The organism is Paenibacillus artemisiicola (genome assembly GCF_017652985.1).
GTDB lineage: Bacteria > Bacillota > Bacilli > Paenibacillales > Paenibacillaceae > Paenibacillus_Z > Paenibacillus_Z artemisiicola.
The window spans coordinates 20,376-37,601 of sequence record NZ_JAGGDJ010000052.1 but is presented as its reverse complement, the minus strand read 5'-3'; the positions used below and the strand labels follow the sequence as shown (position 1 = coordinate 37,601).

The window sequence follows — 17,226 nt, the reverse complement described above, 5'->3', positions numbered from 1 at the left end:
CCCCCCCCCCCCCCCCCCCCCCCCCCGCCCCCCTCCCCCCCCCCCATCTCGACACGGCCCGCGGGCGGCGAAGTAGTCCGGAGTCAAGCATCGGCTCGCCTCTCCCCCCCTCGACGCGTCCACCGCCGCTGCGGCGCCCCCTCCGGCCCCCGCCCGGCGCCCCCCCCCGCGCCTCGCGCGGCGCGTGCGACGCCGGCTACTGCGACTACGCGCTGCAGATCGGCCAGACGGGCAAGACCGTCACGCCGAAGCTCTATATCGCCTGCGGCATCAGCGGCGCGATCCAGCATTTGGCGGGCATGAGCCAGTCGCGCGTCATCGTCGCCATCAACAAAGACCCCGACGCCCCCATCTTCGGCGTGGCCGATTACGGAATCGTCGGGGACTTGTTCGAGGTCGTGCCGGAGCTGACGGCGCAGTTCAAACGGCTTCTCGCAAACCCGGGCGCATGACGCCCGGGCTTGCGAGGCTGCGCCGCTGTCGGGACGCTTAGTCCGCCGGCGCGCCGTCCGCCCGGATCGTCTTCTGCCCTTGAGGTGAGCCCCGGACCGCCTGCCCGGAACCAGGAACCTCTGCCCGGAACCGCCCGGGAGCTCCGGCGCTCTGGCCTCTGTCCTAGCGCATCAGCTCCCTTGAACGCCAAAACAGCCCGGACCGCGAGCGGTCCGGGCTGTTTTATGCAGCGTGTTTCGATGCTGCCGTCGCCGTTACTTCGTCATGAGCTGATAGAGCACGGCGATCATTTTCGCCGTCTCTTCGCGCGTCGCGAATTGCTTCGGCGCGAACTTCGTGCCGCTGCCGCTCGGCTGCCCGTTGATGATGCCGGCCTGCTGCACGGCCGCCGCCGCTTCCCGCGCGTACGGCGAGATGCTTGCGGCATCCGTGAACGCGATGCCCGGCGCCGACGCCGGCAGCTCGAACTTCCGCGCGTCCGCGAATCGGGCGATCATCGCGACCATCTGCTCGCGCGTGATGTTCGCGTTCGGGCTGAAGCGGTTCGCGGAGACGCCGCTCGCGATGCCGGCCGAAGCCGCCCACGCGACGGACTTCGCGTAGTACGCGTCCGCCCCGACGTCGCCGAATCCGCTCGCGCTGTACGCGCTCAGATCCGCGCCGGCCGCGCGCGCGAGAATGAGCGTGAAGTCCGCCCGCGTCACGTTCGCCTTCGGATCGAAGACGCTCGCGCTCTTGCCTTGAATGATGTTCCGCGCCGTCAGGTACGCGATGTGGTCCTTCGCGAAGCTGTTCGCGATATCCGCGAAATTCACCGGGCTGTAAGCCACGGCATACGTCGAGAAGTGCATCACCGCGAAGCGGAGCGTGCCCGTCGCAGGGTCGAAGCTCGCTAGCGGCACCAGTGCGAGCTCGCCGTTGTCCGCGACGTAGTATACGATGACGGCGTTCGGGTTCTCGCCCGCCGCCGGCGTATACGGCACGCGGATTTCCGCGGAACCGCCGGCAAAATCAGTGACCTTCTTGCCGTCCGCCGTTACCGAGAAGTCGAAGACCGGATGCGAACCGACCGCCGCCGCGATCGCCGCCTGCTTGTCGGCCGGCAGATTCGCCGTCAGGTCGGCCAGGTCTTTCTTGGCGACCGCAATCGCGACGTCGCCCGTCGCGGCGCCGTTCGCGATCGCCGTCAGCGCCGCTTTGTCGAACGTGACTTGTCCGATGCCCGCGTCGAGGACGACGGCGTCCGCCGCGCTGGCCGCCAGCTTGTCGACCGCCGCCGCCGGCAGCGCAACCGTGTTTTGCTTCGCGTTCGCGTCCGCGGCCGCTTTGATCATCACCGTCTTGACCGCGCCGGAGAGCTTCTCGATCGCTTGGTCGATTTGCTGCGCCGTCACGGCCGCCGCCGCGTTGCCGCTCGCGTCCGTCGTCGCCTTCGCTTCGAGCGTGACCGCGGAACCGTCTACCGTCGCGCCGTTATCCGGCGTGACCGGCACGTACACGCCGCTGCCGGTGCCGTTATTAGGCGTTTGGCTCACTTCCATTTGCAGCACGGAGATCGTGCCGCCCACTTCGTTCGCCACCAGAATGAGCGGCTTGCCCGTCGGGCTGGCCGCCGCCGGAATAAAGTCGATGCCTTCCGGACCGGCGTCGGTTTGCATGTTGTCCGGATGCGCGAAATCGCGCGTATTGATGTAGTTCGCGAATACCGGATGCGCCGGGTCGGTCACGTCGTACGTCATGATGCCGCTGACTCGCTCCAGACCGACGAAAGCATACGTCTTATCGCCGACTTGGCCGATCTTCACGTACTCCGGCTCCGGTCCTTTTTTCGGGCTGCGCTTGTCGAAGGACACGTCGGCATGATTGGAGTTGAAATACGCCGGAATCCGTTCGGCCGTGATTTTCTCGAAGTCGTTGTGGCTGTCGTAGACTTGGTCCATCGTGTCGGCGTCCCAGATGGAGAAGGAACGCGCGCCGTACAGGTAAATGCCGTCCGGCCCCATGTCGCTCGGGATTTCGACGCCGTCGTACGACGTTTTGCCCGCCAAGAATTGAGCGGCCGCAGAATTGGGGTCCAGCTTCGCCTTCATGTCTTTGATCGTCGACACGTTCGTTCTGCCCGGCCAATCCGTGCTGTCGCCTTCGTTGGCCGTGAACACGTACGTTTTGCCGTTCACGGAGTACGTGTCGATGCCGTCCGGCATGTACATGCCTTTGAATGGCACGTTTTCGAACTTGATCGCGCCGTCCTTGACGAGGTCCAGGGAGTTTTCCGGCAGGTTCAGATCCTTGTAGCCAAGCCCTTTTACTGACGTGACCTTGCCGCCGGCGATGTCGATCGTGCCGATCGCGTTGCCTTCCTGCAAGGAAACGTAAGCGACGGATTCATCGGCAGACAGCGCGATGTATTCCGGCTCGAGGTCGCGTTCCGCCGCCGTTTTGTCCGCGGCCGGACCCGTGATGACGCCGTCCACGACGGCGCCGCGGAGATGCACGTTGTCGTCGATGACGCTCTCGTCGTCGAACAGGACGTGCTTCACCGTGCCGTCCAAGGTATCGACGATCGTGACGCTGCCTTTCGGATCCTTCTCCGGATCCGCTCCGCCTTCGCGGTCTTCGGCTTCGTCGGCCGTCAAGACATAGCGGCCGTCCTTCGTCGCTTTGACCATGTCCGGCTGCACGCCCGCTTCGTACGACTTCACGAAGTTGCCGTCGTAGTCGAACACGAGAATGGCGCCGTTTTTGTCGTACGCTTTCTCTTGAATCGCCGCGTAGACCAAATTATGCTGCGTATCGATGTCCACGCTGGTGAAATCGCCGTATTCGAAGCCTTCCAGATGCGCGGCCGCCGCATCTTCGATGTTGACGCGCCGGACCGTCTCTTGATTCGGCTTGCCTTGGTTGTCCAAGCTCACGATATCCAGCGTCGCCGGCGTGCTCGAGCCGTTGACGGAATAAAACTTTCGGTTCTCCGGGTTGTACTTCACGATTTCGGCGACGCCGCCGTCCTCGTTGGGCTCGCCGGCGATGAAGGAGCCCAATTTGGTGATGTTGACCGTATCCGGATGACCGATGCCCACGCTCAACGTATACGGTTTGCTGACCGTCGCGGACCGGCTGTCGGTCACCGTGACGTTAACCGTATTGGACGCGGGCGCATCCTGCGCCGGGGTTCCGGAGATGGCACCCGTGTCGGCATCGATGCTCAGGCCGCTAGGCAGCCCCGTCGCCGCGAACGCATACGGCTTGACGCCGCCCGATGCCGCAATGCCGGCCGAATACGCGACGCCCTTGTACGCGTTCGGAAGCGACGGCGTGGAGATCGCGATCGGATCCGGCACCGCTGCCCACGAGCCGTCGCCGGCGTTATGCGGATAGAAAGGCGCGGCCTCGGCGGACCCCAGACTCTTATAATCGATCAGGGCGAAGTCGTCCGCGTTGCTGTCCGTATCGGCGAAATCCACGCGGCGCAGCGCGATGTTCTTGGACGGACCGCCGGCTTCCTTCGGATAGTCGCCTTCGGCGCCGTCGATCGTGCTGCCAGTATCGTTGCCGGCCGCTCCGAGCATGTCCACGAAGCCGGCCGGTTTATCGGCGGACGGATTGACGTTCGCCTGTTGCAGCGGCGTCTGGTTGCTCATCAGGACGACCTTCATGCCTTTGTTTTGGGTCGTCATGTCGGCTGGCGCGCGGCCGAAATCTTGATCCCCCGTCTTGACGTTCACTTTAATGCTCGGCGATTTCGAAGCGGCGGCGCGGATCAGGTACGAACCGTGCGCGGGAATCGTGCCAGACAAATTCAGGACTTCCCACGGTCCGGTCGGACCGGTCAGGGGCAGATCGCCGGTCTCGGAATCTACCAGCGCCATCCGGTCGGCATATTGGACGGACCAATTGCTGAGATCGATGGCGGAACCCGTCGGATTGTAAAGCTCGATGAAACCGTAGTCCACGGCCCCGCCCGTGGAGATGCCCGACCCGTAATACTGATTGATCACCACGTGCGGCACGGTCACGTCATAGGTGCCGTTCGCGTCGTACGGCGTGCCGGCAAGCGGCCCGGCGGCTGCGGCCGGAACCGCCGAAACGACGATGCCCGCCGCGATCTCTGCGGAGAGCAGCAGGGAAAGCAGGCGTCTGTTTCTCGTTTTCAACTCTACTTCAACTCCTATTCTAGGACTTCGCACCCAGCGTATCGGAGTTTTATGTCGAGATTGTTAATGGTATTTTGATGTTTTGTAAAGAAGCGGCAAACCGTTGGAAAATTCCGAACGTCCGGGACCGAGGCGAAAGCCGCCCAACGCCGCCCCGAATAAACAAAACCCCGCGCTTCGCTGCCGGACTAGCCGGGAACGAAACGCGGGTTATGCGCCGACGAACGCATCAGTCCGTCAGCCGGTCGAACGCCTCGCCGACCAGGAGGTGAGCCAGCGCGAAGCTGACGGCGACGATCGCCGCCGCGACGGCCAGCAGGAGCAGCAGACGGCCAAGCGACGGCTGCTTCGCCTTCCGCCGGATCGCCGGGCCCGGTATCCCTTCCTCTTCTTCGCCTTGAAGCATGGCGCCGCTCCTCCCCGCGAATCTTCAATCCTCGCAGAACAGCATATGCGGCTTCTCGGCTTTATAGTAGGACAACCGGTCCCGGAGGCTGCCGGTATGGAATTCGAACTTATGCCCGTCGGGGTCGGCGAAGTAGACCGAGCGCTTGTCGCGCTCGTCCCGCTCGCGGCCGGGCAGGATCTCCGCGCCCAGCGCCGCCAGCCGCCGGACGGCTTCGTCGAACTCCGCCTCTTCGACCGAGAACGCGATGTGCGTGTACGACCGCCGGATCTCGGCGCGCGGGATGTCCGGCTCCGCGTTCAGCGCCAGCCACAGCCCGTTCAGGTCGAAATACGCCGTCGCGCGGCCCTTGACCAGCAGCTTGGCCCCGAAGACGTCGCGGTAGAACGCGATCGACCGGTCCAGGTCCGACACGGAGAAGAGCAGGTGGTTGATGCCGCCGAGCTTCACGCGCGCCGCCCGCCTTCCGCATGCGGGTTCGGCCGCTTATGGCCGAGCAGCCACCGGAACAGCTCCGGGTCCCCGTAGGTCTGCTCCATGATCGCGTGGGACAGGCCCGGGTAGCGGGTGAACCGCACCTCCGCGTCCGCGTTCGCCCGCCGCAGCGCCTCGACCAGCTCGGCTTACCGACCGATCGGCACCGTATCGTCCTCGATCCCGTGGAACGCCCAGACCGGCAGCGCGATCCCGCCCATCGCCGCCGTCTCGTGATAGCCCGCGAGCGGCGCCGCCGCCGCGAAGCGCCCGTCGTCCCGCGCCGCGTAATCCCAGACGCCGTTGCCGCCCATGCTGAAGCCCGTCAAATAGACGGCCGCCGGGTCGACGCCGTACTCGCCTACGATCCGATCCAGCAGCGCCAGCACCTCGTGCCGGACGGCCGGCCAGGACAGATGCGCCGGACATTGCGGCGCCAGGACGAGAAACCCGAATCCCGGCTCGCGCTCGGCCGTCCCGAGCAGTCCGTAGCCGTCGAGCAGGGCCAGATCCGCCCCGCGCTTCTTGATGCCGTGCAGGAACAGGATCAGCGGCCACGGCCGCGCCGCGTCGTAGCGGTCCGGCACGAAGAGCTTGTACCCGATGTCCGCTTGAATCTCGACGGACGCTCGGAACGAACCCGCATGCGTCGCCATGGTTTCATCGCCTCCGCCCGTTCTCGATCACTTCGATGCCCCGCCGGCCGCTTACGCTTGCTGCCCGTATGGCTCGAAGTCGATCTCCAGGAACCGCGACACTTCCGGCACCCAGCGGTTTTCCACGAAATCGACGTGCAGCGGGTGCGCGTTGTACGCCTCGTAATCCGCCTGATTGTCGAACACCATGGAGAACCCGTAGTCGTAGTCGTTCTTCGGGCTGACTTGGCGGAATACGCTGAACTGCTTCACCACCGGAATCGAAGCGAGCTGGCGCTCCCCGTCGCGCAGGAATGTCTCCGCCGCTTCCGAACCCGCCTCATGCTTCAAGTTGAAAATCACCATGTGCTGAATGCTCGTTTGTCCCATTGTCTTCGTCCTCCTCAAGTTGAATGTCCCCGCCTTCCGCGATTGCGGCCGGCGCTTGTCTCTTGCTTCTTCCCGATGCGGGCTTCCCTCGTCCGGTCAAGTATCCGCCGAGTACAGCAGAATGCCCTCCCGCTTCTCCCAGCCCGTCCTCGCCCAGAAGCCCTGCCCCGGCTCGTTGTCCGCGAGCACGAACAGGTGGCACTTGCCGATGCCCGCCGCCCGCAGCTTCGCGAGGGCGAGCCGCGCCAGCGTCCCGCCGATGCCCCGGCCGCGCATATCGGACGTCACCGCGGCATGGTAGAGGAAGCCCCTCCGGCCGTCATGGCCGCACAGCACCGTGCCGGCCAGCCGCCCGCCTTCGGCGCAGACGAAGCTGAACCCCGGATTGCGCGCCAAGAATGCGGCCAGCTGCCCGCGCTCGTCGGAGGCGCTCAGCACCATGCCCGGGGTGGCGGCCCAGAGCGCGAAGCTCGCGTCGTAATCGTCCATCGTCATTTCGCGGTACGTCAATTCCACAGCCGTTCCACTCCCCGAAGTTCGTCATGCTCGAAATCGAGCCGGTAGACGTCCGGCATCGCGAGGCGCTCCCAGAAGGCGAAATCGCAGCGCGCGTCGTACGCGCGCAGGATCATCGCCATCAGGTTCCCGTGCGTGCCGACGGCCGCCGTTCCGCCGCGATGCGCGCCGAGCAGGCGATGCACGGCCCCGAGGCCCCGGGCCTGCGCCTCGCGGAACGATTCGCCGCCGGGAAGGACCGCGTCGGGGTCGGCGAACGACCGCCTGACGGCGGCCAGGAACGCTTCCCGCGGAAGCGGCGCGTCCTCCCCGTGCAGGCGCCGTTCCCGCAGCTCCTCCAGCACGTGCACCGCGAGTCCCCGCTCGTCGGCAAGCCCGCGGACCGTGAGCACCGCTCTCGCGTACGGACTGGACGCGACGGCGTCGATGCGCATCCCCCGCAGCTTGTCCGTCAGCAAGGCCGCGTCCTCCCGCCCCTTCGCGGTCAGCCCCCGCTCGCGGTCCGGCCCGGAGCGCGCGTCGGATTCCGCGTGCCGGACGAGCAGCAGCGTCGTGTTCATGGCGTCCCCGTCCCCTTTCCCGGTCCGCAAGCATGGCGGAACGATTTCTAGTATAATCCATTCTAACACAGCGTTTCGCGTTGCAGACGACGGATTTTTCCGCCGGGCGCCGGACGCCGGACACTCCGGGCGCGGCCCGGTTCAACGGCGCTTCCGCGAGGTAAGAGAAGCGTATTCCAGACGATGCAAAGGAGAATGCCCCATGTTGGACAACTACCGGCTGACCGGCAAGAAAGGCGAATCCCTCGCGGATTTCGATCCCGAGGATACCGCCGGCATCGGCGGCAAGGACGAGATCGAGGCCGAATTCGACACGCTCAAGGACAAGCTGAAGGAGCATCAGGAGAAGCTGTTCGCGAGCAAATCGAACGGCGTGCTGATCGTGTTTCAGGGGATGGACTGCAGCGGGAAGGACGGCGTCATCAAGAAGGTGCTCGCCGGGCTGAACCCGCAGGGCTTCCGGGCGGAGAGCTTCAAGAAGCCGACGGCGGACGAGTCGGCGCACGATTTCCTGTGGCGCGCGCACAAGGTCGCCCCGGCCAAAGGCGCGATCGCCGCCTTCAACCGGTCGTACTACGAGGACGTGCTCGTCACGCGCGTCCATGGCCTCGTCGACGACGAAGAAGCGGAACGGCGGCTCAAGCACATCCGCCATTTCGAGAGAATGCTGACCGACGGCGGCATCGCCATCGTCAAAATATTCCTCCATATCTCGCCGGACTTCCAGCTGCGCAAAATCCGCGAAAGGATGGAGAACCCGGAGAAGCTGTGGAAGTTCGATCCCAGCGATCTGGCGGAGCGGCGGTACTGGGACGCGTACGCCAACGCTTACGGGCAGGCGTTCCGGGCGACCGCGTCCAAGCGCAACCCGTGGTACGTCGTCCCCGCGAACAACCGCTGGTTCCGCGACTACCTGGTGCTCCGCATCGTGGAATCCGCGCTCGATTCGCTCGATTTGGCGTATCCGCAGGTCGACATGGCGCCGTTCCGCGATTTGGCCGGCGAAGCCGAAGCGTAAGCGCGCAAGCGCGGACGACCCGTAGGCCGGGGCGGGCCGTTCGTCGGCGCCTGGCTTATTTTTGCCGTTGACATATGCCCGGCCGGAGGGGTATAACAAATATAATTCATTCCCGACATCGTCACATTCGCAGAAGGGAACACGCGCACCGCGCATCAGGCAATCCCCAGAGAGCCGGCGTCCGCTGAAAGCCGACGATTGCCCGCCGTTGACGCATCCTCCCCGAGAAGCCGCGCCGAAACGCACGCCTCCGCCTAGCGGAAGCGGCCAGTAAGCGCGGACGGTATCCGCCGTTACCCGGAGCGCGTATGATCGTACGCGGCAAAGAGCCGTCGATCGGGCACGGGCGTCAAGCGCCGGTCCGGACGGAAACAGGGTGGTAACGCGAGGCAATCTCGTCCCTTATCGGGGACGGGATTTTTTTATGTTCCGGCGGTACGGCCGGCGGAGCGTCGTCGAATTCAAATCGAGAGCAAAGGAGACGGTTCCCATGGGACACGAACGAAATTACGAGGCGCTGACGGTCGGGCTGACAGAGATCGCCCAGGCGCAGATGCACGTGAAGGAAGTGGCCGCGCGCACGCCGCTGCAGCAGAACCGCGTGCTGTCCGCGCGCTACGGCTGCAACGTCCTGCTGAAGCGCGAGGACCTGCAGGTCGTCCGCTCCTTCAAGCTGCGGGGCGCCTATCATCTCATCAAGTCGCTGCCGCCGGAGCGTCTCATGCGGGGCGTCGTCTGCGCGAGCGCCGGCAACCACGCGCAGGGCGTCGCCTACTCCTGCCAAGCGCTCGGCATCCCGGGCAAGATCTTCATGCCGAGCACGACGCCGCGGCAGAAGGTCAACCAGGTGAAGTTTTTCGGCGGCCCTGACGTGGAGATCGTCCTGACCGGCGACACGTTCGACGACGCCTTCCGCGAAGCGACGATGGCGAGCCGCAAGGACGACTTGGCCTTCATCCATCCGTTCGACGACCCGCGGATCATCGCCGGCAACGGCACGATCGGCAAGGAAATCATGGAGGCGGTCGAGACCGCGCCGGACTTCGTCTTCGTCACGATCGGCGGCGGCGGGCTCGCGGCGGGCGTGGCCGCGTACGTCAAAGCCGTCTCGCCGGCCACGAAGCTGATCGGCGTAGAGCCGGAAGGCGCGCCGTCGATGCGCGTCTCGCTGGACGCCGGCGAGGTCGTGCCGCTCGAGACGATCGACAAGTTCGTCGACGGCGCGGCGGTGAAGCGCGTCGGCGACCTGACGTTCCGCATGTGCCGCGAGCTGCTCGACGACATCGTGCTCGTGCCGGAGGGCAAGGCGTGCACGACGATGCTCGACCTGTACAACGAGAACGCCATCGTCGCCGAGCCGGCCGGCGCCCTGCCGATCGCCGCGCTCGACCTGTACCGCGAGCAGATCGCGGGCAAGACTGTCGTCTGCGTCGTAAGCGGCGGCAACAACGACGTCGACCGGATGCAGGAGATCAAGGAACGCTCTCTCGTGTTCGAGGGGCTGAAGCACTATTTCATGGTCAGCTTCCCGCAGCGGGCGGGCGCCCTGCGCGAATTCCTCGACGAGGTGCTCGGGCCGGACGACGACATCACCCGCTTCGAATACACGAAGAAGCACAACAAGGACAACGGCCCGGCGCTCGTCGGCATCGAGCTGAAGCAGCGCGGCGATTACGAGCCGCTCATCGCGCGCATGAACCAGAAAGGGCTCAGCTACCTCGAGCTGAACAAGGACCCCGTGCTGTTCAACCTGTTGATCTGACCGGGCGGGCGCCCGGGCCGGCGCCGTTCCCGGCCGGCCGCGCGAGCTTGGCGGCCGCATCCCTCACTTCGGCGGTCCGCCGCGCTTAACCCGTTGCGCCTTCCTCCGACCTCATTCGATAAGCCTTGGAACGCCCGTCCGGCGCGCGTTTCAAGGCTTTTTCCTATTCCTTACAATCACTTTACAAACCGCTAACGGCCCTGTGACATTCCCGCGCTATGCTTGCCGGTAGGAGGTGCTGTTCATAATGAAAATCATGATTCTGTATGCCTCTTACGGCGACGGGCATCTGCAGGCCGCGCGCGCGATCGGCGAAGCCATCGAAGACCGGGGCCTCGGCGAGCCCATCCTCGTCGACCTGCTCGCCGAAGCGCATCCGTGGATCAACGCCATGACGCGGCATGTCTATATGAAGAGCTACTCCCTCGTTCCCGGCTTGTACGGCTGGCTGTACGACCGGACCAAGCCGATGAAGCACGACTCCGTCTTCGCCAACTGGCTCCACTCGTTCGGCCGCGACCGGCTGCGCCGGATCCTGCTCCGGCAGCGCCCGGACGCCGTTATCCATACCTTCCCCCTGCTGGCCATGCCCGCGCTCAAGAAGCGTATCGGCCTCCGCATCCCGATCTGCACCGTCGTCACGGATTTCGACCTGCACCGCCGCTGGGTCCATCCGGACATCGACCGGTATTACGTGCCCACCGACGACATGAAGCACGAGCTGCAAGCGCTCGGCATCCCCGAACGCCGCGTCTGCGTCAGCGGCATTCCGATCAAGCGCGGCTTCCGCACGGCGTCGGCCGATCCGGCGGCGCGCGAGCGCTACGGCTTCCGCGTCGGCAGCCCCGTCGTGCTCGTCATGGCCGGCGCGCAGGCCGCGGCGGCCGCCGTCCGGGCTATGATTTCCCCCTTATTAGGGTATCCTGATCTTACCGTTGCCGTCGTGTGCGGGCGCAACGAGGCGCTCGCCGCCGCCCTCCCGGAAACGGCCGGCGAAGCTTGCGCGAGCGGACGGCTGCGCGTCTTCGGCTACGTCGAACGGATGCACGAGCTCATGGCGCTCTCCGCCTGCATCGTGACGAAGCCCGGCGGCGTCACGCTGGCGGAATCGCTGTCGGTCGGCCTGCCCATCTTCGCCTACCAGCCCGTACCGGGCCAAGAACGGAACAACGCGCGCTACCTGGCCGGCAAATCCGTCGCCCGCCTGATCCACGGGCCGGAGCAGCTCGCGCGGGAAATCGCCGCGCTTCTCCACGATCCCGTGCTGCTCACGCAGCATCGCGTCCGGGCCCGCAAGCTCCAGTACAAGGACGCGGCCGAGACCGTCGCCTTGGATTTTTGTTCCAGCTTGCTTATAATGGAGAGGACGTCCGTCCAACTATAATCGACCCGGCATGGAAGGGCCATATCGGGATCCATGAGGTACAAGGGGTTGTGACCGTCATCGAACCAAGCCGTTTCAACCGCGAAATCATGCTGTTTTCCGTCATTCTGCTGTTCGTCGAATTCATCCGCGGAGCCGCGCTCATCAGCTTCCTGCCCATTTACGGGGAGAAGACGCTGGGGCTGTCGCTCGACATCATCGGCATCGCCATCACGGCCCATTACCTGACGGACACCGTGCTTAAAATGTTCATCGGGTATCTGCTCGACCGCTTCTCCATCCGCTTCGTCGTCCATACGGGGCTGCTCATCTCGATCGCCGGCATTCTCCTGCTTCCGGCCGCGGATAAGCCGTGGCTGTTCATCGCGGCGTCGGCCCTGTACGGCGTCGGCATCTCGCCGATCTGGATCGTCTGCCTGACCAAGGTGACCGGCGAGCGCCGCGCGATGCAAATGGGGTATTTCTATACCATCTGGTTCATCGGCATCGGCGCCGGGCCCATCGCCTGCAACCTGCTCATGGACGTCAGCCGGACGGCGGCCTATTACCTGATTCTCGGCATCGCCGCGCTCAGCTGGCTGTTCTCGCTCCTGCTCACGAGCGCCCGGGCGTCCGGCGTTGCGCCGACGCTTCCGGTGCGGGAGCAGTTCGCCATCCTGCGGGAGCGGCTGCGCCATATGCGGCTGCTCCTTCCCGGCATGGTGCTGCAAACGATGGGCGCGGGCATGCTCGTGCCCATTCTGCCCAGCTTCGCGGAAGACAAGCTCGGCATGAACGGCTCGCAGTATTCGCTGCTGCTGCTCGCGGGCGGCGCCTGCACCGTCATCAGCCTCATTCCGCTCGGCCGCCTGTCGGACATGCTCGGCGGCAAGAAATGGTTCCTCGTGCTCGGCTTCCTGCTGATCGGCGGGGGCTTGTACCTGCTGTCCATGGCGCCGCCGATCGGGATCTGCATCGCGCTGACCGGCTTGCTCGGGCTCTCCTACGCCACGCTGCTGCCGGCCTGGAACGCGCTGCTCGCCAATTACGTGCCGCCGAAGCAGCAGGGGCTCGGCTGGGGCATCTTCTCCACCGTCGAAGGGATCGGGGGCATGGTCGGCCCCGTCGTCGGCGGCACGCTCGCGCTGTGGCAAAGCCAGGCTCACGTGCTCTTGTACTGCGGCATTATGTATGCCGCGATCGGTTTTTTTTACATTTGGTTTCCGTTCCGCGCGTTTCACGATCCCAAGGCGCCCGGCTGACGGGCCGACAAAACAGGGGGACAAGGGATGGAATTGGTCGAAAACTGGCTCCAAAAGCTGAAGGGCATGGACTTGGAGCATTTGCAGCGGACGCTTGAAAGCTACTCCGCCTTCGGTCCGCTCCCCGGCATCCTCCTGCCCTTCGCGGAATCGTTCCTTCCGGTGCTTCCGCTGCTCGTCTTCGTGGCGGCCAACGCCAACATTTACGGCCTGTTCCTCGGCTCGCTCTACTCGTGGCTCGGCGTCTGCGCCGGCTCCCTGCTGCTGTTCTGGCTCTCGCGCAAGCTCGGGGGCCATTTCGGCGGCTGGCTGCGCAGACGCTTCCCGCGCGCGGGCAAGCTGCTCGGCTACGTCGAGCGCAAGGGATTCACGCCGATTTTCCTCTTCGCCTGCTTTCCCTTCTCTCCGTCCGCGCTCATCAACGTCATCTCCGGCTTGAGCGGCATCTCGTTCCGCTCCTTCGCCCTTGCCATCCTGCTCGGCAAAGCCGTCATGATCTTCGCCGTCTCGCTGCTCAGCTTCAACATCGGCGACCTGCTCGAGCAGCCGTGGCGGATTCTGCTCGCGCTCGTGCTGCTGGTCGTCATGTGGTTCGGCGGCAAGCGGCTGGAAGCCCGTTATCAGTTGAAATAGCCCGCGAGAAGGAGCGTCCGCCCCATGATGAACACGATTGCGACCTTGATCGTCCTCGCGGTTGCCGGCGCGCTCGTCGCGGCCATGATTCTCGTCGTCCGGCTCGCCGCCGACGACTCCGGCCGCGCCTCCGAGCTCCGGCAGTTCGTGGAGGCGCTCTTCGGCGGCGCCGCGGGGCGTCAGGACGCCGCGAAGGACGAAGAAGCGGAAGCGGCCGCCCGGCAGCTCGCCGCGCAGCGGGAGCCCTTCAGCGAGCCGTGCCCGGCCTGCGGCGCCGCGACGACGCACCGGGACGCCGAGTGCCCCGGCTGCGGCCTGCGGCTGCTGTAACGGCGCCGCCCGCCGGCGATTCGGCCGCGCCGGCGCGCACATAGTTTGCGCGCCGCCGTGGCACACTGAAGGTGGGTCATCATGACTTATCCGATCAGGAGGACGATCAGCATGCCAGGCGAACATCCTTCCCATCTGCAGCGCGCAGCGAGCAGGGCGCAGTCCAAAGCGGACCGCGGCGGCGGCCAAGGCAAGGAAGCGGCAAGCAAAGCCCAATCCGACGCCGACCGCGCCGCCGTGCCGAAGCACGGCCTGTAAGCCGCGGCCGCGAACCATCAGGAGGCGATCGATATGAGCGAACAACAAGGGCATTTCGAAATGGAGCCCGTATCCGGCGAGCCGGTCGAGGTGGACGGCGTCTACAAGAACGAATGGGGTCGCGAGGAGAAGCTGAGCCGCGGCGACATCTTCCCCGCCGATCCGCAGCTCGGCACGACGGAATGGGAGCTTACGCAGCTCGATTTCGAGAATCACCATGAAGGCAAGACCGACGTGCGGCTCGTGGCCAAGAAGGAGACGAGCTCGCTCGAGGCGCATCTGCAGCATCCGCGCCGCCATCCGAAGGACACGAAGGAAACGAACTAATGCGGAACGCCCTTGCACGCCGGCCGAGCCGGTCCGGTGCAAGGGCGTTTGTTATTCGTATGGGCGCGGGCGGATCAGGGTGAGAATCAGGATTTGACGGCCAGCATATGCACCAGGGTGATCGGTTTCTGTTTGAATTCGCTCGGCGACAGACCCGTCGCTTTTTTGAAGCTGCTGCTGAAATAATGGATGCTGGCATAGCCTAGGCTTTCGGCGATCTGTTCGACCGGCTCGCCCTTGAGCAGCGCCGTCTTCGCCTGCCGGACCCGCTCCGCGATCAGGTACTCCTTCGGATTTTGCCCGACCTCCTGAAAGAACAAGCCCGTAAAGTAGCTCGGATGGTACCCGCACATCTCGGCGAGCCGGCACACCGACCATTTCGCGCCGGGATTGTCCCGGATGGCGGCAAGCGCGGGCTCGATCTTGCTGGCGGGCGCGCCTTTATGCTGGCGGGCGAGCTGCCGGATGAGCAGGACGAGCAGCTCCATCAGCATCGCCCGCAGCAGAAAATAATTGCCGGCCGCTTCGTCATGGTACTCCTTGACCATCCGGAACATGATGGCATCCAAGCCGCCCGTCGGAAAATGAGGGGGAATTTCCATCTCGCCCACGCCGGGCACGAATACGCCGCAGCTTTCGGGCCGCGTCGTCATCGCTCCGGCCGGCACGTTCTGGATGCGGTACGCGGGATGCACCGGTGCCGGGGACGTCTCGTGCCAGGAGAAGTGGAAGCTGAAATATTCGGTCGGCATCTCGGCGGACAGATCATGCGGGCTGTTCGGCCCGTAGAGTACGCTTTCGCCCGGACGGATCCGGTAGGTTTGCCTGCCCAGCTTCAGAAGCGCTTCTCCGGACACGACCGAGAAGATCTGCCAATCCGGAATCGTCCGCGGCCCCCAGCGGTCCCCCGCCCGTGCCCGGTCGCGGCTCGCGAAATTCAATCTCGGCGTCAATTCCATCAAGTTCCCCATATGCATGAACGGTCGCCTCCCGATAAGAATCCCTGCCTTAACCCGATCTGAGCCTTGTCTTCGCCTGGCATCGCGCGTACCTTGACTGCCGTAGCGTCAGCTGATCCCCTTTCATCGCGCCGACGAGCCCGTCGACGAGCCCGTCCTCCGACGCTCTTCCGCGCTTCTCTAACCCCAGCCGGAGGGCGGCTGGACCGATTGGCGGTCAATGATCCGGCAAGGCAGCAGCGCCCACGGATCGTCGTCGTCGCCGAGCGCCATCCGGACCGCCTGCCTGCCCATCTCCGCGAACGGCTGCACCACGCTGCTCGGCGGCACGACCAGATACGGCGACGAATCCACTTCCCCCATGACGAACAGCGAGAGGTCCCGCGGAATGCGGACGCCGGCCTTCATCGCCCAGCCGAGCACGGCCAAGCCCGACGTGTAATCCGCGGCGAACACGGCGCTGCACGCGGGATGTCCGCCCATCCAGCGGCCAAGCAGCGCTTCGGCGTCCGCCGGCTTCTCGGGGCGGTACACCATCCAGTCCGCGTCGGGCTTCAGGCCGTATTCGGTCAGCGCCAGCTCGTACCCGCGCGCCTTCTGCTCGTAGTTTGCCATGCCGCGCCGCAGCCCGAACAGCAGGATGCGGCGGTGTCCGGCGGCGAGCAGCTGCCCGACCGCCCGGCGCGTCCCTTCCCGCGTATCGGAGCTGACCCACCGCCCGCCGGGCTCGCGGAATTCGGAGCCGAGCACGACGAACCGCTCTCCGCGCGAGACCGACTTGGCCAGCTCGGGATAATCCGCCGCCCCCGGCGTGATGACGATCCGGCCGTCGAGTCCGCCCAGGTCATGGAGCCGCCCCGGTTCCCGCATGCCGGTAAATTCCGCGTGCACGCCGCTTTCGCCCGCCGCCTCGTGAATGCCCTGCATCAATTTCAGCACGGAATGGTAGACGCTCTCGGTAAAGCTGCACAGCAGCACGGACAGCGTGCGGACCGGGCCTGCCCGCCCGGGAGCCGCGGGGCTGACGAACGTCCCCTTCCCCTTCTCGGCGTACAGCATGCCTTCGAGAATCAATTCCTGGATGGCGCGGTTGACCGTCGCCCAGCTGCAGCCGTATTGCTCCGTGAGCTTCCAGCGTCCCGGCAGCAGCACGTGGGGAAGGAGCTGCCCGTCGCGGATCAGCCGTTGAATGTCGCGTTTGATCGTCAGGTAGTGCGGCACTTCTCCCATCGGGTCCTCCTCATCTTCTCGAAGCTAACGATCCGCCGGATCCGATCGGGCCGCCCGCCGCGCGCGGGCGATGCGGCAGCCCGCGTACAGCAGGACGGCCGCCGCCGCCTCGAGGACGACCGGCAGCAGCGAACGGAAAGTGGCCGTCTCGCCGAGCGGATAGCGGATCGCTTGGCTGCACGCCAGCAGCCCCAGCAGCAGCGCGAGCAGCTGCAGGATCCGGTCGGACAGCCGGCCGCGGAGCGCGCTCCGGTACAGCAGATGCTGCATCAAGAAGACGCCGGCGAGCCACGCCAGGCCGAAGCCGATGAACGCGAACGACTTGATCGCGCTCCACGACCACGTGCTGACGCCGCCCGCGACGAGCGCGATCTCGATCGCCCGCTGCAGCGACAGCCATAGGAACAGGGCGAGCAGCGACGGCGCGAGGACGAGCAGCCAGGACAGAAAGCCGGCGCTGGCCCTGCGTTTCTCTTGTCTCAGATAAGGATCCATG

20 protein-coding genes are annotated in these 17,226 nt (G+C 65.4%); 9 read left to right on the top strand and 11 right to left on the bottom strand.

The features are described 5' to 3' along the window. Positions 1–452, top strand: a 452-nt coding sequence (locus tag I8J29_RS29360) for an electron transfer flavoprotein subunit alpha/FixB family protein (RefSeq protein ID WP_208850873.1), incomplete at its 5' end; no start/stop codon positions are given. Between the two features lie 255 nt (positions 453–707). On the opposite strand, the gene I8J29_RS29355 is transcribed toward I8J29_RS29360, so the two are convergent. The 8 genes from I8J29_RS29355 to I8J29_RS29325 all read right to left on the bottom strand — a co-directional run bounded on the left by I8J29_RS29355 (position 708) and on the right by I8J29_RS29325 (position 7,588). After that, entirely contained in the window at positions 708–4,607 is a 3,900-nt protein-coding gene (locus tag I8J29_RS29355; RefSeq protein WP_208850872.1) for a choice-of-anchor I family protein, read from the bottom strand. Positions 4,608–4,836: 229 nt separating this feature from the next. Next, complete coding sequence (locus I8J29_RS29350) at positions 4,837–5,013, bottom strand: hypothetical protein (RefSeq protein ID WP_208850871.1); 177 nt, start codon at positions 5,011–5,013, stop codon at positions 4,837–4,839. Positions 5,014–5,037: 24 nt separating this feature from the next. Then, positions 5,038–5,463 (bottom strand): metallothiol transferase FosB, encoded by a 426-nt coding sequence (gene fosB / locus I8J29_RS29345; RefSeq protein WP_208850870.1) that lies wholly within the window; start codon positions 5,461–5,463, stop codon positions 5,038–5,040. Further along, positions 5,460–5,591, bottom strand: a complete 132-nt coding sequence (locus I8J29_RS34310; protein WP_276316349.1) for a hypothetical protein — start codon at positions 5,589–5,591, stop codon at positions 5,460–5,462. Before I8J29_RS34310 ends, fosB begins: the two co-directional genes overlap by 4 nt. Positions 5,592–5,636: 45 nt before the next feature. Then, on the bottom strand, positions 5,637–6,143 hold the full coding sequence (locus tag I8J29_RS29340) for a carboxylesterase family protein (protein WP_208850869.1): 507 nt from the start codon (positions 6,141–6,143) through the stop codon (positions 5,637–5,639). Positions 6,144–6,194: 51 nt separating this feature from the next. After that, positions 6,195–6,512, bottom strand: coding sequence for a Dabb family protein (locus I8J29_RS29335; protein WP_208850868.1), 318 nt, complete (start codon positions 6,510–6,512; stop codon positions 6,195–6,197). Between the two features lie 96 nt (positions 6,513–6,608). After that, positions 6,609–7,028, bottom strand: a complete 420-nt coding sequence (locus tag I8J29_RS29330; RefSeq protein ID WP_338113315.1) for a GNAT family N-acetyltransferase — start codon at positions 7,026–7,028, stop codon at positions 6,609–6,611. Beyond that, the gene (locus I8J29_RS29325; protein WP_208850867.1) at positions 7,019–7,588 is read right to left on the bottom strand and encodes a histidine phosphatase family protein; all 570 of its coding nucleotides are present in this window, start codon (positions 7,586–7,588) and stop codon (positions 7,019–7,021) included. Before I8J29_RS29325 ends, I8J29_RS29330 begins: the two co-directional genes overlap by 10 nt. 202 nt (positions 7,589–7,790) lie before the next feature. On the opposite strand from I8J29_RS29325, the gene I8J29_RS29320 reads away from it, so the two are divergent. The 8 genes from I8J29_RS29320 to I8J29_RS29285 all read left to right on the top strand — a co-directional run bounded on the left by I8J29_RS29320 (position 7,791) and on the right by I8J29_RS29285 (position 14,541). Then, entirely contained in the window at positions 7,791–8,606 is an 816-nt protein-coding gene (locus tag I8J29_RS29320; RefSeq protein ID WP_208850866.1) for a PPK2 family polyphosphate kinase, read from the top strand. 490 nt (positions 8,607–9,096) lie between these two features. Continuing rightward, a complete protein-coding gene (ilvA, locus tag I8J29_RS29315; RefSeq protein WP_208850865.1) occupies positions 9,097–10,368 on the top strand; it encodes a threonine ammonia-lyase IlvA in 1,272 nt (423 codons plus the stop codon). Between the two features lie 247 nt (positions 10,369–10,615). Further along, complete coding sequence (locus I8J29_RS29310) at positions 10,616–11,752, top strand: MGDG synthase family glycosyltransferase (RefSeq protein WP_208850864.1); 1,137 nt, start codon at positions 10,616–10,618, stop codon at positions 11,750–11,752. Positions 11,753–11,802: 50 nt separating this feature from the next. Then, a complete protein-coding gene (locus I8J29_RS29305) occupies positions 11,803–12,993 on the top strand; it encodes an MFS transporter (RefSeq protein WP_338113314.1) in 1,191 nt (396 codons plus the stop codon). A gap of 27 nt (positions 12,994–13,020) precedes the next feature. Continuing rightward, positions 13,021–13,626 (top strand): TVP38/TMEM64 family protein, encoded by a 606-nt coding sequence (locus tag I8J29_RS29300; protein WP_208850863.1) that lies wholly within the window; start codon positions 13,021–13,023, stop codon positions 13,624–13,626. A gap of 24 nt (positions 13,627–13,650) precedes the next feature. After that, on the top strand, positions 13,651–13,956 hold the full coding sequence (locus I8J29_RS29295) for a hypothetical protein (protein ID WP_208850862.1): 306 nt from the start codon (positions 13,651–13,653) through the stop codon (positions 13,954–13,956). A 111-nt stretch (positions 13,957–14,067) separates the two neighbouring features. Beyond that, on the top strand, positions 14,068–14,214 hold the full coding sequence (locus tag I8J29_RS29290) for a hypothetical protein (RefSeq protein ID WP_177222075.1): 147 nt from the start codon (positions 14,068–14,070) through the stop codon (positions 14,212–14,214). A gap of 33 nt (positions 14,215–14,247) precedes the next feature. Further along, a complete protein-coding gene (locus I8J29_RS29285) occupies positions 14,248–14,541 on the top strand; it encodes a transposase (RefSeq protein ID WP_090639164.1) in 294 nt (97 codons plus the stop codon). Positions 14,542–14,627: 86 nt separating this feature from the next. Here the strand turns inward: I8J29_RS29285 and I8J29_RS29280 are convergent, their stop codons facing one another. The 3 genes from I8J29_RS29280 to I8J29_RS29270 all read right to left on the bottom strand — a co-directional run bounded on the left by I8J29_RS29280 (position 14,628) and on the right by I8J29_RS29270 (position 17,225). Beyond that, positions 14,628–15,518 (bottom strand): helix-turn-helix transcriptional regulator, encoded by an 891-nt coding sequence (locus I8J29_RS29280; protein ID WP_208850861.1) that lies wholly within the window; start codon positions 15,516–15,518, stop codon positions 14,628–14,630. A 162-nt stretch (positions 15,519–15,680) separates the two neighbouring features. Continuing rightward, positions 15,681–16,730 (bottom strand): substrate-binding domain-containing protein, encoded by a 1,050-nt coding sequence (locus I8J29_RS29275; RefSeq protein ID WP_208850860.1) that lies wholly within the window; start codon positions 16,728–16,730, stop codon positions 15,681–15,683. A 24-nt stretch (positions 16,731–16,754) separates the two neighbouring features. After that, complete coding sequence (locus I8J29_RS29270; RefSeq protein WP_208850859.1) at positions 16,755–17,225, bottom strand: hypothetical protein; 471 nt, start codon at positions 17,223–17,225, stop codon at positions 16,755–16,757. Between the last annotated feature and the right edge of the window lies 1 nt (position 17,226).

What these genes read in the sequence shown, in the direction of transcription:
- I8J29_RS29310 (WP_208850864.1), top strand. Translation starts at nt 10,616, where the DNA reads ATGAAAATCATGATTCTGTATGCCTCTTACGGCGACGGGCATCTGCAG.
- I8J29_RS29340 (WP_208850869.1), bottom strand. Translation starts at nt 6,143, where the DNA reads ATGGCGACGCATGCGGGTTCGTTCCGAGCGTCCGTCGAGATTCAAGCG.
- I8J29_RS29320 (WP_208850866.1), top strand. Translation starts at nt 7,791, where the DNA reads ATGTTGGACAACTACCGGCTGACCGGCAAGAAAGGCGAATCCCTCGCG.
- I8J29_RS29350 (WP_208850871.1), bottom strand. Translation starts at nt 5,013, where the DNA reads ATGCTTCAAGGCGAAGAAGAGGAAGGGATACCGGGCCCGGCGATCCGG.
- I8J29_RS29275 (WP_208850860.1), bottom strand. Translation starts at nt 16,730, where the DNA reads ATGGGAGAAGTGCCGCACTACCTGACGATCAAACGCGACATTCAACGG.
- I8J29_RS29335 (WP_208850868.1), bottom strand. Translation starts at nt 6,512, where the DNA reads ATGGGACAAACGAGCATTCAGCACATGGTGATTTTCAACTTGAAGCAT.
- I8J29_RS29290 (WP_177222075.1), top strand. Translation starts at nt 14,068, where the DNA reads ATGCCAGGCGAACATCCTTCCCATCTGCAGCGCGCAGCGAGCAGGGCG.
- I8J29_RS29285 (WP_090639164.1), top strand. Translation starts at nt 14,248, where the DNA reads ATGAGCGAACAACAAGGGCATTTCGAAATGGAGCCCGTATCCGGCGAG.
- I8J29_RS29325 (WP_208850867.1), bottom strand. Translation starts at nt 7,588, where the DNA reads ATGAACACGACGCTGCTGCTCGTCCGGCACGCGGAATCCGACGCGCGC.
- I8J29_RS29270 (WP_208850859.1), bottom strand. Translation starts at nt 17,225, where the DNA reads ATGGATCCTTATCTGAGACAAGAGAAACGCAGGGCCAGCGCCGGCTTT.
- ilvA (WP_208850865.1), top strand. Translation starts at nt 9,097, where the DNA reads ATGGGACACGAACGAAATTACGAGGCGCTGACGGTCGGGCTGACAGAG.
- I8J29_RS29280 (WP_208850861.1), bottom strand. Translation starts at nt 15,518, where the DNA reads ATGCATATGGGGAACTTGATGGAATTGACGCCGAGATTGAATTTCGCG.
- I8J29_RS29300 (WP_208850863.1), top strand. Translation starts at nt 13,021, where the DNA reads ATGGAATTGGTCGAAAACTGGCTCCAAAAGCTGAAGGGCATGGACTTG.
- I8J29_RS29295 (WP_208850862.1), top strand. Translation starts at nt 13,651, where the DNA reads ATGATGAACACGATTGCGACCTTGATCGTCCTCGCGGTTGCCGGCGCG.